The organism is Agarivorans albus (genome assembly GCF_019670105.1).
In the GTDB taxonomy this organism is placed as follows: Bacteria; Pseudomonadota; Gammaproteobacteria; order Enterobacterales; family Celerinatantimonadaceae; genus Agarivorans; species Agarivorans albus.
The window spans coordinates 1,106,540-1,126,636 of the sequence record NZ_AP023032.1 but is presented as its reverse complement, the minus strand read 5'-3'; the positions used below and the strand labels follow the sequence as shown (position 1 = coordinate 1,126,636).

19 protein-coding genes are annotated in these 20,097 nt (G+C 45.0%); 6 read left to right on the top strand and 13 right to left on the bottom strand.

All coding sequences use genetic code 11. The annotated features are described in order from the left end of the window. Positions 1-34: 34 nt before the first annotated feature. The 6 genes from K5620_RS05235 to K5620_RS05210 all read right to left on the bottom strand — a co-directional run bounded on the left by K5620_RS05235 (position 35) and on the right by K5620_RS05210 (position 3,715). Positions 35-694, bottom strand: coding sequence for a hypothetical protein (locus tag K5620_RS05235; protein WP_016400899.1), 660 nt, complete (start codon positions 692-694; stop codon positions 35-37). 75 nt (positions 695-769) lie between these two features. After that, positions 770-1,198: a hypothetical protein gene (locus K5620_RS05230; RefSeq protein ID WP_040306964.1), complete on the bottom strand. Its 429-nt coding sequence runs from the start codon at positions 1,196-1,198 to the stop codon at positions 770-772. A gap of 137 nt (positions 1,199-1,335) precedes the next feature. Continuing rightward, positions 1,336-1,578, bottom strand: coding sequence for a hypothetical protein (locus tag K5620_RS05225; protein ID WP_040306963.1), 243 nt, complete (start codon positions 1,576-1,578; stop codon positions 1,336-1,338). 66 nt (positions 1,579-1,644) lie between these two features. Then, the gene (locus K5620_RS05220; RefSeq protein ID WP_016400897.1) at positions 1,645-1,977 is read right to left on the bottom strand and encodes an immunity protein Imm33 domain-containing protein; all 333 of its coding nucleotides are present in this window, start codon (positions 1,975-1,977) and stop codon (positions 1,645-1,647) included. Positions 1,978-2,061: 84 nt separating this feature from the next. Next, complete coding sequence (locus K5620_RS05215; protein ID WP_215426361.1) at positions 2,062-2,610, bottom strand: hypothetical protein; 549 nt, start codon at positions 2,608-2,610, stop codon at positions 2,062-2,064. A 406-nt stretch (positions 2,611-3,016) separates the two neighbouring features. Continuing rightward, the gene (locus K5620_RS05210) at positions 3,017-3,715 is read right to left on the bottom strand and encodes a hypothetical protein (RefSeq protein WP_040306962.1); all 699 of its coding nucleotides are present in this window, start codon (positions 3,713-3,715) and stop codon (positions 3,017-3,019) included. 249 nt (positions 3,716-3,964) lie between these two features. On the opposite strand from K5620_RS05210, the gene K5620_RS05205 reads away from it, so the two are divergent. The 4 genes from K5620_RS05205 to K5620_RS05190 all read left to right on the top strand — a co-directional run bounded on the left by K5620_RS05205 (position 3,965) and on the right by K5620_RS05190 (position 10,574). Then, on the top strand, positions 3,965-4,846 hold the full coding sequence (locus K5620_RS05205) for a LysR family transcriptional regulator (RefSeq protein ID WP_016400895.1): 882 nt from the start codon (positions 3,965-3,967) through the stop codon (positions 4,844-4,846). Positions 4,847-4,947: 101 nt separating this feature from the next. Further along, positions 4,948-6,030: an efflux RND transporter periplasmic adaptor subunit gene (locus K5620_RS05200; RefSeq protein WP_016400894.1), complete on the top strand. Its 1,083-nt coding sequence runs from the start codon at positions 4,948-4,950 to the stop codon at positions 6,028-6,030. A 1-nt stretch (position 6,031) separates the two neighbouring features. Further along, positions 6,032-9,115, top strand: coding sequence for an efflux RND transporter permease subunit (locus K5620_RS05195; protein WP_016400893.1), 3,084 nt, complete (start codon positions 6,032-6,034; stop codon positions 9,113-9,115). Next, positions 9,102-10,574 (top strand): efflux transporter outer membrane subunit, encoded by a 1,473-nt coding sequence (locus K5620_RS05190; RefSeq protein ID WP_016400892.1) that lies wholly within the window; start codon positions 9,102-9,104, stop codon positions 10,572-10,574. The genes K5620_RS05195 and K5620_RS05190 overlap by 14 nt, the downstream gene beginning before the upstream one ends. Before the next feature lie 71 nt (positions 10,575-10,645). Here K5620_RS05190 and K5620_RS05185 read toward each other — a convergent pair whose 3' ends face one another. The 5 genes from K5620_RS05185 to K5620_RS05165 form a co-directional block, all read right to left on the bottom strand. Continuing rightward, the gene (locus K5620_RS05185) at positions 10,646-11,248 is read right to left on the bottom strand and encodes a YiiX/YebB-like N1pC/P60 family cysteine hydrolase (protein ID WP_016400891.1); all 603 of its coding nucleotides are present in this window, start codon (positions 11,246-11,248) and stop codon (positions 10,646-10,648) included. Between the two features lie 395 nt (positions 11,249-11,643). Beyond that, positions 11,644-12,531: a LysR family transcriptional regulator gene (locus tag K5620_RS05180; protein WP_016400889.1), complete on the bottom strand. Its 888-nt coding sequence runs from the start codon at positions 12,529-12,531 to the stop codon at positions 11,644-11,646. Positions 12,532-12,756: 225 nt separating this feature from the next. Beyond that, positions 12,757-13,230, bottom strand: coding sequence for an anthrone oxygenase family protein (locus K5620_RS05175; protein ID WP_016400888.1), 474 nt, complete (start codon positions 13,228-13,230; stop codon positions 12,757-12,759). A 9-nt stretch (positions 13,231-13,239) separates the two neighbouring features. Continuing rightward, complete coding sequence (locus K5620_RS05170) at positions 13,240-14,133, bottom strand: EamA family transporter (protein ID WP_016400887.1); 894 nt, start codon at positions 14,131-14,133, stop codon at positions 13,240-13,242. Between the two features lie 151 nt (positions 14,134-14,284). After that, a complete protein-coding gene (locus tag K5620_RS05165) occupies positions 14,285-15,196 on the bottom strand; it encodes a LysR family transcriptional regulator (RefSeq protein WP_016400886.1) in 912 nt (303 codons plus the stop codon). A gap of 158 nt (positions 15,197-15,354) precedes the next feature. Here K5620_RS05165 and K5620_RS05160 point away from each other — a divergent pair, with 158 nt between their 5' ends. Together K5620_RS05160 and K5620_RS05155 are read left to right on the top strand one after the other, a co-directional pair. After that, positions 15,355-16,044: a type 1 glutamine amidotransferase domain-containing protein gene (locus K5620_RS05160; RefSeq protein ID WP_016400885.1), complete on the top strand. Its 690-nt coding sequence runs from the start codon at positions 15,355-15,357 to the stop codon at positions 16,042-16,044. Between the two features lie 30 nt (positions 16,045-16,074). Then, complete coding sequence (locus K5620_RS05155; RefSeq protein WP_016400884.1) at positions 16,075-17,232, top strand: iron-containing alcohol dehydrogenase; 1,158 nt, start codon at positions 16,075-16,077, stop codon at positions 17,230-17,232. An 89-nt stretch (positions 17,233-17,321) separates the two neighbouring features. On the opposite strand, the gene K5620_RS05150 is transcribed toward K5620_RS05155, so the two are convergent. Next, complete coding sequence (locus K5620_RS05150; RefSeq protein ID WP_016400883.1) at positions 17,322-19,472, bottom strand: di-heme-cytochrome C peroxidase; 2,151 nt, start codon at positions 19,470-19,472, stop codon at positions 17,322-17,324. A gap of 230 nt (positions 19,473-19,702) precedes the next feature. Then, complete coding sequence (locus K5620_RS05145; protein ID WP_016400881.1) at positions 19,703-19,963, bottom strand: DUF1127 domain-containing protein; 261 nt, start codon at positions 19,961-19,963, stop codon at positions 19,703-19,705. Positions 19,964-20,097 lie beyond the last annotated feature (134 nt).

Below are 20,097 nucleotides of genomic sequence, written 5' to 3'. Positions count from 1 at the left end.
TTGCGAAGTCAGATTGCATTGCCTTGTTAGAAGCTTAGCTGACGATGTAAATGAATTGCTCGTCATTTGACCACCCAGCCTGTGCCTTTATTTTGTATAAATCAAATGCTGCCTGATATGGATCAGCATCGTACTCTTTTTCTACCATAGCCCATGCTATCCAGTGTGAAACTGAGTAATAGCAACCGGACAACTGATATAGAGGCTCACTTAAAAAGAAAAAGGCTTCATAACCTTCCTCACCACAGTGTTTTTCTATGATTTCACACAGATCATCATCTAAATGCACAGTTGGTGAATCAGCATTTTTAAGTACTTCACGTCTCAGTGATTCGCCTCCTCTATAAACGGAGCGTTTCTTCGCTGTAGACTTTTCTCCATTTAATTCGATGAGTCCGCCATCTCCAAAATCTCGGAGTACAGTTTCGATATCCTTATTTAGCTGATCAAGCTTGTTTAAAAGTTTCTCATCATCGATTTCTGTAGATTGAGGATGAGTTTTCCTTACTTCGTTAACTCGCTTTAGAAGTCGGTCGCCATTAGGGAATATTGAAAAACATTCTTGTAGTTTGTCATCACCGACATTCCATATGTCGAAATGAAGAGCATAATCCTCTCTGATATCAGGCATTGAATCAGTGGGCTCACCTAAAGCTTCTCTCCACTTCCTTTGCCATTCTTGTTTAATGCTCATATCTATCCATGGCTTCTAACGTTTGTAGCAGTTGCGCAGGCTTTTACGCGTCGACTGCCTGCATTTGTTAAATGCTTACACCGCGACGACTTCATAAAGACCATATTTCTCATTACCAATATCAGTTTTGCTAAACAAGCGCAGTTGAACTGTATTAGTTGCCTCTGGGCCTTCAATTAATCCAGATATGTTGATTGTATGACGATCCCCTAATTTTGCTTCAAAAGTAAGGTTACCAAGAGCGGTAAATACAGATCGGCACCATTCTTCAGAAAAAACGCCAATTGAAAATAGTTCAAACTTCAATCCTTCGGCGCTAGCTTGCTGTTCTGGATATGCTGCGAGTTCACAGGTTACATAGAGCTTTCTATCTTCAATTTTTGATAAAGAGACAGGACCACCAACTGAAAAACCCACTATGGACGTGCTCGTATTGTCATCCAGCTCCCCGTATTTTTTCTCAAGAGGAGCAAATAATTCTTTATACATCTTATCGTAATCCATAACTTCCTTTTGCATTTAACGCCCCGGTCAGGCGGCGCCTGAAACGAAGTCTTTTTTGCGTTAATATTGAGCGCAGCGAATACGCAAAAAAGTGTAGCGTAAGGCGCTCGCTTGCACCGGTTTGTTATAAGCGCCACCTAGCGCGATAGTAAATATTTAATGCCGAACCCCGCCACCAAAAGAATGATGCCAAGCCCGAGCATATACATTGGCCCATAATCAGACTTATCACTGGGAACTACCTTATAAAACTGCCCACTCGGCTGATCGGAACCGACGCCAATTGGAAGAAAGTCTGTCAGTTGCGGAAGACCAGTAATATAGGCGAGTAACGTATAGACAACTATCAAACCGCCAAAAATAATTAAAAAGTAACTCACAGCCTCACCAGCTTATAACGCTTTTAGCAACGGCGCAGCTTTGCTGCGTCCGATTGCCTAAACTTGTTACATGCTGGTGAGCTGAGAATCATGCCATACATCCTCGTACTCGCCAGCAACTAAAAACCTATAACCTGGAGGCAACGATAAATACGGCTCAACTTCAGGTAGATACTCCGATATATGGCTTACGTGCAATGGCTTGAAAAAGTCAGCGTCTTGGGACATTTCTTCACCGCACCAAATATACCAACCACATGTTCCATTCTCGGGGTCAAGTCGCAAGCCATTAACTGGCAGCATGCCAATAGTTTCGATAGCTATACCTAGCTTTTCACCCGCTTGTGAAAGAAGTGGTATTGCATCAAATTTTTTACATATTTCCTTTTGGCTGGGCACAAAATCTCCTAAGGCAGGTAACGCCTCAATAACCGGCTCAGCTTTGCTGCGTCCGGCGCCGTAGGCGCGTAGTTAATTGACTTGTTAGAGTGCAAATGCACGGTTAATCACGTTTTCATATTCTGTAACGTTAAATTTAAAAGGGCCTATCCCATGAATTAGTTCCGGTTCTTCATACCCATTCTCGTATGCAAAGTTACTCCAGATGTATTCATTGTCAGTTTTAGTGATTTTGCACCCGTAAGCACCACAACCTATATCAGCGCACTCTGGACAAACATAAATTAGGCTTCGACCTGATTCAGTTTCAGGTGGTGCTTGTAGTAAAAGTTGTTTTAAGCTGTGATCATTCAAATTATCCCAGCCTCTTGCAAAACAGCCTAGGAAATCACCTTGTCCGCCCGCGCTTCTTACTATATCAGTTAAAAGTGATTGCCCATTTATCATGAAGTCAGAAGAAAAACTTTCATGAGTATTATCACTTCCCTTTCGATGGAGGATATTCAAACTTAATTTCTTAGGGCTCAAGTCAATTTCAATGGTTTCACCACACGCAGGACATACGAAATATTCAATTTCATCAACAATTGATGATTCTTTAATGAATTCGCAGCAACTTCTACATTTCATCATTGCACTCTAACATTTGTATATTGCGCATGCGCGTTTACCTCATTAGACCAGAGAAAACGCGCACACTTAATCTTTTGAATTTATTGAAGAAACAAGAAACAGGCTCAATACACTTTTGAGCAAAACGCGCATGCACAGTTAATAAACCTATTATCTAATTTAACACTAAGCTAAGTAATTGATACTACGCCTGAAAATTCTTAGCCTCAAGGATTAACGCGCAAAAGTTACTCTCTTTTATTTGGCAAAATGAAGCAAAACCAATAACACTGTATATGAACACAGTTAATGGGCCATTTTTATGCCTTTAGCTAAGCGCTCTTTCACCGTAGCACACGCGCCAAATGCAGATGTGGGGCCTTAACTCAGCAGAGCTAAGCGCTACTGAGTTTAAGCTGAAGTTACACTAAAAGTAGACACTGGCTTGTAGCCAACCTACAGTGTCTTTTTTCGAGATTTTGCTTTCTGCAGTGTGGTCAATTTTAAAGCCGACCGACATATTGCTATTAATCATGTATCCACCACCTACTTCAATTTGCGGCACAAAATCTTTGGCTCGGCTTACGTAAGTGGCTTTGGGGTTGGCGTAAAGCCAATGGCCGTCGTCGAAGGCGTACATGGCGTATAAGCCGCCTTGTACTAGTGATGAGTCTTTAAAGGTTTCGCTACTGTCCTTTATTGGCATATCTAGTTTACTTTTCATGTAGCCGCCATAGAGCATCGGGAACAGTGAGATGTTCTTGGTGATATCAAATTTGTACATACCACCTACCAATGCTGTAGTGGTATTTCTATCGCCGACTACATCAACTGAGTAACCCAAACCATCGTTTACTTTGAAGTAACGAACGCGATAATCAAAATCGATTTTGCCTTGTTCATCTTTTTTATCAGCAGCGCCTAAATCGGCAAAGATCATATTGCCCGCTCCCCAGCCATAGGTGCCGTTTAGCTGAGTACGTTCGTTGCTGCGAGAAATACCTAAAGAGCTAAAGGTGGCGGTTGGGTCACCATAGTTCACATCGGCTTTTGCCTCGACAGTTTGCTCTGCCATTACGCCAGATGAGATCGCCGCCAAGCTTATTGCTAATATTGTCTTCTTCATTTTTTTACCTGCTAATAATGAAATGCCCTTTAGAAAAGAGCGGCATTCCATAGCCGCAAATAATGGCGCAAGTTTAACCTTGCCTAAGAAGGCTACTAAATGAGTACCTGTTAGTTCATCTTACAGGTGAGAAAGTGCCAATACAGTTTGCGCCGCTGTTAAGGCTGTAACGCTAAACACTTAACTTGAATTGCTCATCAATACTGTTAATCTTCGCTCAGTTTGTATCTAATTTGGTGACAATATCTTATGCGAGTAGAAGATCTTTCTTTATTCATAAAAGTGGTGGAATCGGGCAGTTTTAGTGCTGCGGCCCACTCTCTTGATTTACCTCGCGCTAATGTAAGCCGACGCATCAACGAATTAGAACAAAGCCTAAGTACCCGTTTGTTTGTTCGCACCACACGTAAGCTAAACCTTACCACCCAAGGCCAGCAGTACTACGAAAGCATGCAAGACATTATTCGCCGCCTTAACGACGCAAACAGCGCTTTGCATAGCCACACCGCTAGCCCAAGTGGTTTAGTAAAAATGGGGGTTAATGTAGGTAGTGATCACTATGTAATCGACATCCTAAAAAACTTTAAACAGCGCTATCCCGATATTAATGTTGAGGCACGTTACTCTAACGAAAGCTACCAAGGTTTATTTGAGCATGGCCTAGATATGGCAATGTATGTAGGCTCGTTAGACGACTCTAGTTTTATCGCAAGAAAGCTAGGTGGCTTTAGCAAAGTGATTATTGCCAGCCCCGAATATTTAGAACAAAACCCAGTGCCTATTACTCCGCAAGATTTACTGCAACATAGCTGCATTATTTATCGAAGCTATAGCCAAAAATTAGAGAATCGCTGGCAGTTTACCAATCAAGAAATCGAAGTAAGCCATCACCATATTAGTAATAACTACGCCCACATTGCCCAAGCCGTAGAGGCGGGTTTAGGCATAGCCTTAGTGCCCTATATTTTGGCTTATCCGATGATAGAAAAAGGCACGGTATGCCACTTAATGAAAGATCACGTCTCTTCTTCTGAAGACGCATGGATGGTCTACCCAAGCCGTAACGGTTTAACCCATACGGCGCGGCTACTGTTAGATTATATTGCTTCTCGTGTACCAGAGTATTTGTAATTGTCACGTTTTTTGTGACACACCGAAACAGATTAGCTAGCAGATAGCCTTAATAAAACTGTTTACCATGCGTGCAATTAATCCTTCCACCGGAGCACGCAATGAAATACTCCTATCTCGCTTTAGCACTAAGCGCTACTTTGCTTAGCGCATGCAGTACCGAACAAACCGCAGACATTAGCAATGTAAAGCTGCGCCCTGTTAAAGTAGTCAGCCTAAGTGCCGCCACCCAAGCTAATAACAGCTATTACAACGGTGTGTTGCAATCAAGCACCAGCTCTAAGCTGGCCTTTCGTGTTCCGGGCACCATTCAAGAAATACTGGTAAGCAATGGCCAAAGCGTGACCAAAGGGCAAGTGCTTGCGCGCCTAGACCCACACGACTACCAAGTAAGCCTGCTTGAGCTAGAAGCCAAGCTACTTGAAGCGGAGTCGGCCCAAGCTCTCGCCCACAACGAATACCAGCGGGTTGAGCAAGCCAGCCAAGACAACGCCATAGCACCGGTTAACCTAAACCGCGCACTTAGCGGCAAACAACGCGCCGATGCCAGCGTTGAAGTAGTGAACCAGAATATTCAACGCGCTAAAGATGCACTGCGTTATACCGAGTTACGCGCGCCTTTTGATGGGGTAATTGCTCAACGCTTTGCCGAAGAACACGAACAAGCAGTACCTGCGCTGCGCGTGTTTACCTTACACCAGCCCGAGCACTTAGAAGCCGTGATAGAAGTGCCAGAGAATCAAATTAATGCCTTTAGCATTGGCCAAGCTGCGCAAGTTAGTTGGCACGATAAAACCGATAGCATAAACGCCAAGGTGAGTGAGATTGCCACCGTGCCAGACCTCATCAAGCAAACCTATACGGTAAAACTTAAGCTTGAGCAGACTCTCGATGAGGTGTATCCGGGCAAATCGGTTCAACTAAGCTTAGCGCTCTCGCAATCTGAACAAGCTCGCTACTGCTTGCCGCATTCAGCCTTAATTCTTGAGGGAGCAAAGGCCAAAGTTTACCGCGTTCACAATCACAAGGTTGAAGCCGTAGCCAGTGAAATCGTAAACCAAACTCAGCAACACGTATGCGTAAGCGGCGACTTTAAAGAAGCCGATAAAATCATTGTTGCTGGTAGCCGTTACCTAAGCGAAGGACAGCAAGTAGGTGATTTATTAGATGCGAAGGAGGGTTAAGATGAACCTCGCAGAATTCGCGATTCGCCAACGCACCTTTGTATGCTTTTTTACCGTGTTATGCATTATTGCAGGCATTGGCTCTTACATTGGATTAGGTAAATTAGAAGACCCTTCGTTTACCGTAAAAAGTGCGGTAGTGGTTACCTTGTACCCTGGGGCATCTGCCCAGGAAGTAGAGCTGCAAGTTACCGACAAAATTGAAACCCGCTTGCAAGAGATGGGCTCGGTGTGGAAGTTACGCAGTCTTTCTCGCCCTGGCAGTTCAATGATTTTTGTTGATCTAAAAGAGAGCACCACCTCAGAAGAGCTTCCTCAGCAATGGGATTTATTACGCCGCAAAGTTAACGACGTAAAACTAGAGCTTCCTGCCAGTGCCCAAATCAGCATCGTGCAAGATGAGTTCTCGGAAGTATACGGAATGCTGTTTGCGGTACACAGCGACGACGCAGCGCCAGCTGAGTTAAAAGCCCATGCTAAAGAGTTACAACGCCGCTTAAAAGCCGTTGATGGCATTAAAAAAGTAGAGCTGCATGGTGTTCCCCAGCAAATCGTTAATATTGATTTGCCAAGCGAGCGCTTAGCAGAGCATCAGCTCTCGGCTGCTCAAGTATTTAGCCAATTAACCACCCAAAACATGGTGCTAGATTCTGGCAGCTTTAAACTTGGTGAAGAGCGCATAAGAGTTAGCCAAAGCGGCACCTTTGAAAACCTAAGTGATATTCAAAATCTATTGCTTAAATCTGGTATTGCCGAACTCGGTTCTGGCTTAATTCGCCTTGGTGACATCGCCGATGTGTACTTGGATTACCAAACTCCAGCTCTATCAGAAAGCCGTTATAACGGTAGCACTGCGATTACCGTTGCAGTAAGCCCAGTAGATGGCATTAACGTAGTGGCCTTGGGCGACACCCTAAAACAGGTAATTCAGCAGTTTACTAGCGAACTCCCACTTGGCACCGAGGTTGGCACCATTGCCTTTCAGCCCGACGAAGTGCAAAAGTCTATCAATAACTTTGTAAGCAACTTAGTAGAAAGTATTCTTATTGTGGTGGCAGTGCTTTGGGTATTTATGGGGCTGCGTAGTGCTGCCATTGTTGGCAGTAGCTTGCTTATTACCTTGCTTATTACCCTTATTTACATGCTAGTTGCTGGCATTGATTTACAACGCGTATCGGTTGGCTCGTTTATTTTGGCGCTAGGTATGCTGGTTGATAACGCCATTGTTATTACCGACATGTTTAAGGCTAAACTCAACCAAGGCATAGAACGCTATCAAGCCGCCACAAACAGTGTGAAAGAAACCGCTGTGCCCTTACTCGCTGCTACCGTGATTGCCATTATGGGTGCTACCCCGGTGTTGTTATCGCAAACCGATGCAGCCGAGTTTTCTATTTCGGTATTCCAAATACTTTGTAGCTCACTGCTATTGTCTTGGTTAGTGGCGATGACACTTACCCCTCTGATGTGTTGGGCCTTCATTAAACCTAAGGCTAAACAAGTAGACCAGCCAGAGCCAAAGTTTGCCCAAATTGCGCGCAAGGTTCTAACCTGGGTAGTGGCAAAACCTTTTAGCGCTATTGCTTGCATCATTCCGGCATTACTTGTTACTGCCTTAATTGTGCCAAAAATTGCGATTAACTTTATGCCTGGCTCCGATAGACCCATCTTATTTTTAGATTACTGGCTACCCAACGGCGGACAAACCGAAGTGGTGTCACGTGATATGAAAGTGATTGAGGACTGGTTATTAGAGCAACCCGAAGTAAGCAGCATTTCAAGCTACATAGGTGCCAGTGCTCCGCGCTTCTCGGTAACCGTTGAGCCAGAACCGTTTGATAGCAGTTACGGGCAAATTCTGATTAATGCAAAAGATTTTGAATCTATTGCACCGCTTATTGAACGTGGTGATAACTGGCTAATGAGGCAGTTTCCTAATGCTGAACCTCGCTTTAGAAACTTAAAGCTAGCCACCAAGGATAAGTTTGCCATTGAAGCGCGCTTTAAAGGCCCCGATCCGCAAGTTCTGCAAGACTTGTCAGCGCAAGCTCAAGCCATTTTTAATGCTCATCCTAATACCAAGTATGTACGTGATGATTGGCGACAAACCAGTAAACAGCTGGTGCCAATTATGAACCAAGACAAAATGCGCCGCGCAGGTATTAATCGCAGCGACGTAGCACTTGCTATCCAACGAGCGTCTAGCGGTGTAGTTGTGGGAGCACTGCGCCAAGGCGATGAAACATTGCCAATTAAAATGCAAAGCAGCAATACCGATATAGCGCAATTAGAGAACATTCCTGTTCGCTCATTATTGGGTTTACACACTGTGCCACTTAGCCAAGTTGTCGACGGCTTCGAAACCCGCGAAGAGCAAAGCATTATTTGGCGCCGTAATCGGGTACCAATTATCACTGCGCAAGCAGAAGTATTTGGCCAAACACCTTCCGATGTGCGCAAAGAGTTAGCCGAGCAAATTCAAGCTATTGAGTTGCCTTATGGTTACAGCTTTGAATGGGGCGGTGAGTACTACGATGAAAAACGCGCAATTGACGACACCTTAAAGCAAATTCCAAAAGCGACGTTGATGATGGTGATTGTAATGGTGGCGCTATTTAATGGCTTAAAACAGCCAGCGATTATTTTAATTACCTTGCCGCTAGCCGCGATAGGTTGCGCTTGGACGCTGTTCTTCTTTGGTAAACCCTTTGGCTTTATGGCCCTAACTGGCGCAGTTGCGCTATCGGGAATGATCATCAAAAACGGCATTGTGCTCATTGATCAAATCGAACTAGAACGCAAACAAGGAAAAAGCATTAGCGAAGCCGTTGTAGAAGCCACAATTAACCGCACCATGGCCATTTCGATGGGCGCACTAACCACCGTACTAGGCATGGTACCGCTACTTAGTGACCGTTTATTTGACCAAATGGCAGCCATTATTATTGGCGGCTTGGTGGTTGCGACCTTCTTGTCGTTAATCATTATGCCTGCGTGGTATCGGATTTTTTACCGTGACCCACAAACCGAAAACAAAGCTGAAGATCTAAGCGTAAGTTCGGAGCTAAACCATGAACAAAACTAAGCCTTTAACTACAAGCAAAGCCCTGTCGGTAATGGTGTTCTCAGTATTGGCAACCGCTTGTGCTAGTGCTCCCGAATATCAAATGCCGGAGGCATCGGTAGACACCGTGTACTCTGAGCAACAGTCTAATCAGTTTGTAAACCAACAAACGGTTGAGGCGGCATGGTGGCAGCAGTTTAACGACCCCATTTTAAATGATTTAGTGCTGCAAGCTCAGCAGCAAAACTTAAACATTAAAATGGCGGCTAACCGCGTTCAAGCAGCGCAAGCTTATCGCAGTGCGGTGGCGTCTTTTAAAGTACCAACCGTGAGCTTAGGTGGTGGCTACACCAGCTACCAACTCAGTAAAAACGATCCTTTAGCGGGCCCTGCTTTTGGTATTGAAAATCCCATATCGGGCGGAGAGTTCGACTTAATTGAGCAGCAAAACGGCGGCTTTTTTGCTGGCATAAATGTAAGTTGGGAAATGGACTTGTTTGGCCGAATAGACAAGCAAGTAAACGCTGCAGAAATTAGGGGTGAACAGGCCGAGATTTTCCATCAAGGCATGCACACCTTAGTGAGCGCAGAGATCATTAATAACTATCTACAATATCGCGGTGCTCAACAACGTATTGCCATTGCTAAACGAAATATTAGTGAACAAGAAACCGTGCTTAAACTGGTTAAATCGCTTAGCGCCAGCGGCTACGGTTCAGACATGGATGTAGCCAAGGCAGAAAGCGCACTGGCTTTAAGCCGCGCCGCCCTGCCCCAGCTTAACAGTGCCGAAAGTGTGCATTTAAATCGCATGGCTTTAGTACTTGCGCAAACCCCGTCTAGCTTGGCTGAGCAACTTGGGGAGCCAGAAGCCTTGCCAGACTTTGAAGGCATGATCCCCTTAGGTTTGCCCTCTGATTTACTTAACCAGCGCCCCGACATCAATATTGCCGAGCGCGAGATGGCAGCGGTGAATCAAGAACTAGCGGCCAGTTTGGTGGCGGGTTACCCACGCTTTTTCTTAACCGGAGGACCGGGTTTAAGTGCTGAGAACTTTGATGACTTATTCAAAGCAGACTCTGCCGCTTGGCTGGCTAGCATAGGGGTGCAATGGAACCTATTTGATGGCGGACGAAACGACGCCTTGGTAGAAATACAGCAGCAAAGATTTAACGACAGTGCTTTGCAATACCAACAAACCGTGAATGCAGCCTTTGTTGAAGTAGAAACCATGTTAATGGCCTATGGCAATAGCCAAGTGTTTGCCAGCAACATAGAGCAAGCAAGCGAACAAGCCGATCTTGCATTGAGTAAAGCCAACTCACTATACCGAGCTGGCCTACTGGACCACTTGGCTGTTTTAGATGCGCAACGCCAGCAAAACTTGCTTGAAGACGCACAAGTGCTTGCTCAGCTACAAACCGCTAGCAGCATAGTTGGTTTACATAAAAGTTTAGGGGGTGACTGGACGATGCAATAAGTTTGGTCATGTTGACGCTTTGGCAGGTAAGCCCAATTAGTTAGCCAAAGCGTCCTTTTTCTCGCCCATTATCAATTTGAGAACAAATCAATTTCTGGGGACAAATAGAAACCATCATTTAAGTGAGTAAGCTGTTTTTCTGAAAGATTCGCAGGAGTGTATTCATTGGAGGGCTTTTGCTTATCCAACAAACCAATATGTTGGTAGGCCGCTGCCACTAATTCACTGCAAAACAATGAATCTAAGTTTTCTTGGTTCTCACCAAATGGGCCTTCCCATCCAGCCCGAGCCAGCTCCCAAAAGTCTTGTTCATAATGGCGTAATTTTAATTGTTCAAGCAATTGCATTAATTTGCTTAGGTGCTCATCCGACAAGGTTCCACCTAACAACTGGCGAATTGAAATACTGCCCAAGTGTTGTTTAACGCGCTGGTGTAGCGGCACTACCTGCACCCCATTGCTGGCTTGTTGGGAGTACAAACAGGTATCTTTTGAATTAGGAACGGCTTCCCAAAGGGTCACAAAGTCATAGGCTTCTAGTTCTAGCACCATGCCAACATGTGACCATTTGCTAAACGTGCCGTAACGAATAATGTCGCTACTTAAACCTTTACCAGAAAAGAACACCAAATCGCCAGTTTTTAGTTTTTTGGCTAGTGGGTCGGGCTTTAGCATCCTGCTAACTCTCTCGATAGTCCTTATAGTTAAGCTTTATATGATAAAAACAAAAAGCCCGCAATAGAGCGGGCTTAAATCAAAGAATAGACAATTAGCGCTAGCGATTACAGCCACCTGCACATTCGCTGGTACTAACACAATCAAAAATACCACTGCTTACAATCACGCCTTCTATAGGTTTGATGCGTTAAGCTCTGGGTCAGATTTTTATGAAAACGCTTAGCTAAAAATTGAACCAACACCAATTAGTTACTTTAAAAGCAACCAGCGATTATTTTAATCACCTTAAAATTAAGACATTAATTTTCAACGGTTTATTAATTCAAAATAGAAAAAGAAAGCTTTAGGTGAACGGACACCTAAATGAGACATTAATCACAATTTAACCAGCCTTAATCAGGCTGTTTCTGCACCAAACACTGTTGCATATTGTCGGTGACCAACTTAAAGCGGGAGGCCAAACGATGATAACGGCGCTGCACCAAATAAATGGTTTCACTCACTGGATTAGCTAAATGGCTAGCAGCAATAAGCTCAGGTTTGGCAAAAGCGGCCACTGCGTGTGCAGGCAACACCGTAAAGCCCAAGCCCATTGCAATCGGCTCTAAAATCAAACTAATTTGGTTAGAGAATCCGCGAAGTTTAAATTGGCTTGTTTGCTCAAACTCTGGGTAGTTGGCTGACAATAACAATTGTGAATGATGGGCGCCGTCGGGGTGGTCCACATAACCTAAATCTAATAAGTCTTGCCAACTAGCATTGTTATATCGTGCCGGTGTTACCAATACCAAAGCCTCTTCTGCGAAGGCTTGGGTAGCCAGCTCGCTTAGGGTACTGGGTCGAGTAATAAAACCTAAATCTAGCTGACGATCGGCCAGCATTTGTTCGATGCTAGCATTGGGTGCAAATTTATAATCAAACACCAAATCAGGGTATTTTGCTTGTAAATCCAACAGATTTGGATAGAGCTTCAAACCCACGCTGCCGGGGCTGGCAATCCGACACAAACCGGCATGAGGATCATCTTGTTTAAGTGACAGTTCAAGCTGGTTAAGTTGAGCCAAGGTTTGCTGTGCTTGCAAATACACTTGATTGCCCGCCTCTGTGAGCGTGAAGCTTTTGCCTTCTCGTTGTAACAGAGTTTTCTGGTAGTAGTGTTCTAGCTTACGAATTTGCTGGCTTACGCCAGGTTGAGTCATCGCAAGCTTTTCAGCGGTGCGAGTAAAATGTCCGGTTTCAATTAAGGTGCAATAGGTTTGTAGCCAGTCGATATTAATCATAATGAAACCTTATTAAAGTAGCCAAGAAAGATAACATTATGCAGAAGTAGATTTTTCAAACAAGGCCGCACAACAAACAAAGCCTATCGCTCCCCGAAAAACCTTACAGACTAGAGAACCGCATGCTTGCAGTAACGAATACAAGCGCTAAATTAGGTGGGATAAGCACTAAGATTGTTGCCACGAACAGCAAATAGAACTGCAGCTTTGCAAATAGCAGGTTTACTATGAACCCAACATAAACAGTAACATCGCTAGCGCAGAAGCAAGGCTGCGCCAGTGATTCCAATAGGTCCACTCCGCTAAATATTGCTGCCACTGCAAGCTTTGTGCTTCGCTTTGCGCATCATCCACGGAAATTAGCGCCAGCGCTTTATTTCTTGGTACGTTGGCAAACGCGGTCACCGTAAAGCAGCCCAGTAAATAACAAAGGCCTGCAGCCACCAGCCATAAGTTAATTGTTGCGGCAAAAAATACCTGCCAAACAAGCACTACTAAACACAGAATTGCCGTGCCCATAAACAAGCCTAAGAAACCAGGGTTAAGCACCGTAATGTTTATGCTTTGCATGGCCGCCAAACCTTGCTGAGTATTCAGCCTAGCCAAAGCAGGCATTACGAAATTCGAAAATGCCACAAAAATACCAGCCACTAAACCACAACCAAAAGCCGCGGCGATTATTAAGCTTTGTTCAAACATGTATTTCCCCTAAACCACTAGCTTTAGTCCTATAACACTAATGCAAACTAGGCTAATCATTGCCCACTGTTTGAGCGTAGGCTTTTCCGCTAATAGCCACCAGCCGAGTAGCATACTAAATACCATCATAGTGCTTAACACAGCTGCCGCAATGGCTAGGGGGCCTAAGGTCATCGCTAAGGCATAGCAGCCAGTGCCAATGACCGTAGGTGAGGCAAAAATGAGGATCTGTTTAAATTGCGCAGCTGTCACCTTTTGCATTCCGGCTTGGCCACTAAGCTTGCCTCGCGCGAACGCCATTAACATAGCCACCACGCCAATCATCACTTCCCAGCTAAAACCCACTAAAAATGGGTGACTGTCGCGCGACATTTTAGCCACCAGTATCAACGCGCAAGACATTAAAGCGCCATAACAAGCACTGGCTACAATGCCAATAAGCGGTTTGTATTGAGCGGCACTCTCCGAGGATTTAGTGTTAGTACGAGTTTGACTTGCTCCCAACAGCAGCACAGCAAGTAAGGTTAGTCCGGCCATTAACCATTGCAATGGACTCAAACGCTCATCTAACAGTAATTCGCCCAACAAGCCGACAAACAGCGCCGTAAATGCCATAGATAAAGCGCTAGCAATGCCCACAGATAACCTTACAAAGGCTATTGCATTAGCCCAGTTAGCCAAGGCGGCTAAACCCGCCGCTAGTACCAACCAACCAGCATGATTAATAAAACCAGAATACGCAGACAGCGGCACCAATAGCAGTAAGGGAGACATGCTAATTAACAAACTTAAACCGCGGTAGGCCACCGCACTAAGCAGATCTGATTGGCGATAAACCTTGGCCATTAGCACCCCTTGTAGGGCATAGGCAAAGGTAGCGGTTAAGGCGATAAAAAAGAACAAAGCGGCGTACTCACTAAAAATTTACCCCAGCCTACGCAACAAACTAAATAGCAACAAGGGCTTAACTAAGCATCGAAATAGCGTAAGCAAAAAACATTAGCCCTGCTTAAGTTTAGCCACCCTATTTAAACGCTTGATGTAACTTCAATCACTAGCGCGCTCGCAGCGATTCTTGTTTTGCTAGGCTCTGTTTTAAGTAATCGATGAGTAAACGCAACTTCTTAGAACTCGCCGAGCCTTTAGGAAAAACACAATACACATCAATATCTTGTAATTGATAATCAGCCATAAGCACTTCTAGCTTTCCGGCCTGTATTTTTGGCAAGGCGTCGTACAAGGGAACACGGCCCAGGCCATGGCCACCTTCAATAAAGGCAGTACGCACTGCTGCATTATTGGTGCTCATGCCACCTTTGGTTTTAATGCTAAAAGAACGAGAACCTTTGCTTAGCTGTAAGGTACTTGAGCCTGCGGTATAAATAACCCATTGGTGGGCATCTAAATCTGCAGGTTTAGTCGGCCGGCCATGCTTATTTAAGTATTCTGGGGCAGCGCATAAGCAGGTACTTAAGGTGGTTAGCTTGGCGGCTTGCAAACCAGAGTCGTTAAGCTCTGCTCCGCGGATGGCTAAGTCGAAACCATCTTGAATAATATTTACCACATCATCACTTAATACCAGCTCGATATTCACCTTGGGATACAAACGGCGAAACTCGTTAATCACTGGCACTATAGTTTGTAGGCCAGCGTTTACCGGACAAGAAATTTTCAGCGAACCTTCCGGCTCTTGCTTAAGGTTTTCTATCTGTAAATTTGCGGCTTTAGCTTGCTCGGCAATGTTATGACAGCGCTGATAGTATTGCTCGCCAGCCTCGGTTAAATGCAAACTTCGGGTTGAGCGATTTAATAAGCTAAGCCCTAGTTGCTGTTCCAGCTTTTTGATGTGGTAACTAACCACCGCGCGGGTAATGCCAATATGCTTTGCGGCAGCGCTAAAACTGCCCTGCTCCACCACCTGTGCAAATACCACCATACTTTTTAGCTGTTCAAAGCTAACGCTCATTGTTCTATCTCTCTTTTAAAACACCTCCTAATTGTATCAATTATTCTACCAATCATGTCTATTTAATCTGCATTGTTGGAATGAGCTTACCCACCTACACTAGGTGCATTGCTATTGCGAGATCGCATAGTTACTCATCAATTTTAAGGAATGCACCAATGAGCACAGCTAAGAAAATCCTAATGGTTCTAACTTCTCACGACCAACTGGGTAATACCGAACACAAAACTGGTTTTTGGGTAGAAGAATTTGCCGCCCCTTATTATGTGTTTTTAGATGCTGGAGCAAACATCACCTTAGCATCACCTAATGGCGGCCAACCACCCATAGACCCAAATAGCGAGCTCCCTGATTTTCAAACCGATGCCACTCGCCGCTTTGACCAAGACGACGCTGCAAAACAACAGTTAGCCACTACACTTAAGCTCGCCGACGTAGATGCTGGTGATTACGATGCGGTGTTTTACCCCGGTGGTCATGGTCCATTGTGGGATCTCACCGACAACCCACAATCTATCTCACTACTAGAGAACTTTGTTGCGCAAAACAAACCAGTTGCAGCAGTTTGCCATGCCAGCGCAGCCTTACTAAATGTAAAACAAGCCGATGGCCAATTACTGGTAAAAGGCAAAGCAGCAACCGGCTTTACCAACAGTGAAGAAGCCGCAGTACAACTTACCGAGGTGGTGCCATTTTTGTTAGAAGATGAGTTAAAAGCCCGCGGTGCAGATTACCAAGCAGTAGCCGACTGGAACCCTTTTGCGATTCAAGATGGTTTAATGATTACCGGTCAAAATCCGGCATCTTCAGAAATGGCTGCAGAAAAAGTACTACAACACTTGGCCTAATCGCCAAGCTAGTTAATTGAAGGAAATATGATGTTAAATTTTTCGTTCCAAAACAGTACCCAAATCCATTTTGGCGAGAGGCAAATAGCTACCATCGCTAACGAAATCCCGGCGGATGCCAAAGTATTGGTCACCTATGGTGGAGGCTCAATCAAAAGCAATGGCGTTTATGACCAAGTTGCAAAGGCCTTAGAAAATCACCAGTGGTCTGAGTTTTCGGGCATCGAGCCTAACCCTAGCTATCACACGCTTATGCGTGCTGTTGAACAAATTAAAGCGGAAGGGCTTGACTACATTCTTGCTGTAGGCGGTGGCTCGGTAATTGATGGCAGCAAGTTTATCGCTGCTGCAGCTTGTTACCAAGGCGATGATCCTTGGGACATTATTGCCAAGCAACACCCGGTTGATACAGCCTTGCCATTAGGAGCAGTGCTCACCTTGCCAGCCACTGGCTCAGAAACCAACCCAGCAGCAGTGGTCACCCGTGACGGCACTAAATTACCTTTTTATGCCCTAGCAGTGCGCCCTAAGTTTGCAGTTTTAGACCCAAGCGTAACCTTAAGTTTATCGCCCCGCCAAGTAAGCAATGGTGTGGTAGATGCTTTTGTTCACGTAATGGAGCAATACCTCACTTATCCGGTAAACGCCAAAATCCAAGATCGCTTTGCCGAAGGCATTTTACTCACTTTAATTGAAGAAGGCCCAAAAGCACTTGCCGAAGAGAGCAGCAAAGACTTAGAGGTTCGCGCTAACATTATGTGGGCAGCCACCATGGCCTTAAACGGCTTAATTGGTGCTGGCGTGCCGCAAGATTGGGCAAGCCACATGTTGGGCCACGAGTTAACCGCCGCTTATGGCGTTGACCACGCACGTAGCTTGTCGATAACTTTACCTGCGGTAATGAAAATTCGCCGTGAAGCAAAAGCCGACAAATTGCTGCAATACGCAGAACGTATTTGGGGCATAAGCGAAGGCGACAAGCAGCAACGCATCGATCAAGCGATTGCCGCTACCGAAGCCTTCTTCCGTAGCATGCAAGTTCCAGTGCGCTTAAGTGACATCGAACTAGGCGCTAGCGATGTAGAGGTTTTGTTGACTAAGTTAGAGCAACACCAAATGGTGGCTTTAGGTGAAGATAAAAAAATTACTTTAGAGGTTAGCCGCGAAATCCTAAACGCCGCGCTATAAATCCAATGCTTATAAAAAAAGGGCCTGAGGGCCCTTTTTTATTGAGAACAATACAGAGTTCTAAGTGCAATCATAAGCACCTACATAGATTAGATCGTTTTTAGGTACTCAAGTATCGCGTCACATTGCTGCGAATCAAAGGCAGTGCCAATCACCCCTTTAGGTTGATCCAAATAATGTTTACCAGGATCGTATAAATCTGAGAAGTGATGGCCACTGTTATGATTACCCGGTATTGAAGTATCTAAGATAAAGTAGCCTTCAGCGGTATATTGCTGACCTTTTCTCAGCGCTTTGTTAGCCACTTTTTCAAAACCTTCAGGCTGCTGTAATCCTAGATTCACCGCGTCATAGCCAATGTTACCCAACTGCAAATACTTAGGACGCTCGCCTCCCTCTGGGCAAAGCAAATCACGCAATGTTGCTACAGAACCGTTATGCAAAAATGGCGCAGTAGCCCAAACACCATTCAGTGGGCGAGCTTTATAGCCAGAAGTGACTCGAATACAGTTGGGGCGTCCTCCTTCAAACTCAGCTTGTAGGGCTTTATCACTCACGCCCTGTTGTTTAAACCAAGCGTTAACGGTTTCCTGCACTATGGCGCCCAGCGCTAAGCCAAATAATACTTCGCCGCTATCGTTTACCGGCAAGTCCACCAGCTGGGCTGCTTTTTTCTTCGCAGCGTTATTTTTCTTCCAATAGTTAGCGCCAACCATTTGGCTGCCATAAAGCTGGTTAGGGTTTTCGCCACAAATTGTTTCATCAATGCCTAAACCTGGAGTCACGTTCGCAGCAGCTACATTGCTTACTCCAGCCGTGCTTAAGGTGCGAGTAGCCAATACATTTGCCTGAGCAGGATCGGTCCCAACTTGCGACAAATCAATAAGCTTAAGTTGCAGTACTTTTTCTGCGGTTTGTTTTTGCTCGCCATTTTGATGATAAACAATCGGTGAAAAGTATTGCTCTTGCCAAATCTCTTGGCTGTCTAAGGGCGGTAAATGGCAGCCCTGACACTTAGCTTGATAAAGTGATGCCCCAAGCTCGGCTTTTTGTTGATCTATTGGGCCAAATTGCCACTTAGGTGGCTGTAAACCGGAAAAGCCCTTAGTTTGGCTAGGTTGTTCGCCACCAAGAAAGTGTTCTAGCCACACTAAGTTTTGCATTGGGATTGACGAGCTAAAGCGATTGTCATCCATAGCGCTTTGCATATCCACGTAGGCATTTACCCCCATCGCTTCGCCCGCATTGCGAATCAGCGGGCTCATAATTGAAGCATCGTACTGCACCCAGTTAAACCAAGAAGCGCTCCATAAATGCGGATAATTAACTGGCGCATTTATCGCGTGGTAATTTTCACGGCGATTAATGTTCTCGGCAAATACCTGGTTACCAATGCGGTTTAGCGCATCTAAGCGCATAAAGCCTTCGTTTACTTGAATAACATCTTGCTGCCCTTCGCTAGCTGCAACAATGCTGGCTAACTCTTCAGCCAAAGACAGCTTGTTGGCTGGGCTATAACTAGCACCAAGCACTCGGCGAGCAAAGCGGTCAAATCGCCCATCTAAAATGGGTAACTTACTCGAAAGCAAAGTTTGCCCCAGCGCAGCGGCTAAAGTTTCGGTAAGCAAACTTAAGTCGGTGGTGGCGGGAGCGCCATCAATCACATACTCGGTTTTGTTCTCCCCTTCCCCATGAATAAAGTGGCCGGTATGACAAGCCGCACAAGTAAAACCAATGCCCGCGGTACGGGTTGGATAACCAGGCAAATTAACGGAATCGGTGCGAGCAAAACCAATAGGTAAACCATCGGGATTTTGCTCAGTAACTTGTGAACGAATAAAGCCAAAACGCAGCAAAAACTCGTTTGCCGAAAGCAAGCCATTATCAGAAAAACCGTTTAGCAACAGCAAAGACCAAAGTGAGCCGCTGGGTTGCTCTAAACTCACAAACCATTGGTAAGGAATGGGAATGGTGCGAGTACCTTGGGAAATGTGATGGTACTTCCTAGCATCATCACTAACATAATCACCTTTGCTGCCCCAGTTTTGCTCTGGCCAATACTGTTTTAGCCAAGAGCCATCTTGGTGAACAACTTGCAGCTCGGGCAAATTAGGCGGCGTTAAGGCATCGGTAATGCTCTTCACCTTGTCACTGCTTAGTAGCATCAATAAATACACCACTAGCAGCACCAACAATATGATGCCTAAACGAGCCAGTTTGCTAGATAACACCTTACTCATACATTTATTCCTTTCTTCCATGAAGGGTAACAAGCAGATGATGATTCACTATTACTGCGCTGAGCAAGCGCATAACATCCTTGAAAAAATCTCTCTGCTAAGGCTAAACCATAGAGGAAAAGTGGCTTTAATGTAAATCTATTAACTGTGGTGTCAGTACCGTTAGCTTTACGCACGTGCGTAACACCTAGAGATAAGGCAGCTAAAGTAACAAAGCTGCCTAGCATCGCTTAAGCCTTTAGTTTTTGAGTAAACTTATGCCCGCTGCTTTGCCGATTATTTTTGTCACTATGGCTACGCCCAGCGTTACCTGCTTGCCAAAAAGGTTTACTGCCTTCAGCTAAGGCTTGCGCTCGGCTTAAACCAATATCTTTGAGCAACTCGTCATTCAAGGCTAGCAAAGCTCTGCGACTGCGGCGACGTGCTCGATACAGGGCAAGGCGCTTAATCAGTGCATGAAACCCCATATGGAAAGAAACTTGTATCTGCATATTCCGCTCCTTGTTTTAATCAGCTACCCCTCTAGCTTAAATTTTGAACAAGCAAGCTTACAGATTCAGAATATAAGAATTTTTCCATTACAGATGCCGCAAATAGCTATCTGTAATGCTTGTTAATGTTCAAT

What these genes read in the sequence shown, in the direction of transcription:
- K5620_RS05200 (WP_016400894.1), top strand. Translation starts at nt 4,948, where the DNA reads ATGAAATACTCCTATCTCGCTTTAGCACTAAGCGCTACTTTGCTTAGC.
- K5620_RS05205 (WP_016400895.1), top strand. Translation starts at nt 3,965, where the DNA reads ATGCGAGTAGAAGATCTTTCTTTATTCATAAAAGTGGTGGAATCGGGC.
- K5620_RS05190 (WP_016400892.1), top strand. Translation starts at nt 9,102, where the DNA reads ATGAACAAAACTAAGCCTTTAACTACAAGCAAAGCCCTGTCGGTAATG.
- K5620_RS05235 (WP_016400899.1), bottom strand. Translation starts at nt 694, where the DNA reads ATGAGCATTAAACAAGAATGGCAAAGGAAGTGGAGAGAAGCTTTAGGT.
- K5620_RS05210 (WP_040306962.1), bottom strand. Translation starts at nt 3,715, where the DNA reads ATGAAGAAGACAATATTAGCAATAAGCTTGGCGGCGATCTCATCTGGC.
- K5620_RS05175 (WP_016400888.1), bottom strand. Translation starts at nt 13,230, where the DNA reads ATGTTTGAACAAAGCTTAATAATCGCCGCGGCTTTTGGTTGTGGTTTA.
- K5620_RS05230 (WP_040306964.1), bottom strand. Translation starts at nt 1,198, where the DNA reads ATGGATTACGATAAGATGTATAAAGAATTATTTGCTCCTCTTGAGAAA.
- K5620_RS05180 (WP_016400889.1), bottom strand. Translation starts at nt 12,531, where the DNA reads ATGATTAATATCGACTGGCTACAAACCTATTGCACCTTAATTGAAACC.
- K5620_RS05160 (WP_016400885.1), top strand. Translation starts at nt 15,355, where the DNA reads ATGAGCACAGCTAAGAAAATCCTAATGGTTCTAACTTCTCACGACCAA.
- K5620_RS05185 (WP_016400891.1), bottom strand. Translation starts at nt 11,248, where the DNA reads ATGCTAAAGCCCGACCCACTAGCCAAAAAACTAAAAACTGGCGATTTG.
- K5620_RS05145 (WP_016400881.1), bottom strand. Translation starts at nt 19,963, where the DNA reads ATGCAGATACAAGTTTCTTTCCATATGGGGTTTCATGCACTGATTAAG.
- K5620_RS05215 (WP_215426361.1), bottom strand. Translation starts at nt 2,610, where the DNA reads ATGATGAAATGTAGAAGTTGCTGCGAATTCATTAAAGAATCATCAATT.
- K5620_RS05155 (WP_016400884.1), top strand. Translation starts at nt 16,075, where the DNA reads ATGTTAAATTTTTCGTTCCAAAACAGTACCCAAATCCATTTTGGCGAG.
- K5620_RS05165 (WP_016400886.1), bottom strand. Translation starts at nt 15,196, where the DNA reads ATGAGCGTTAGCTTTGAACAGCTAAAAAGTATGGTGGTATTTGCACAG.
- K5620_RS05195 (WP_016400893.1), top strand. Translation starts at nt 6,032, where the DNA reads ATGAACCTCGCAGAATTCGCGATTCGCCAACGCACCTTTGTATGCTTT.
- K5620_RS05150 (WP_016400883.1), bottom strand. Translation starts at nt 19,472, where the DNA reads ATGAGTAAGGTGTTATCTAGCAAACTGGCTCGTTTAGGCATCATATTG.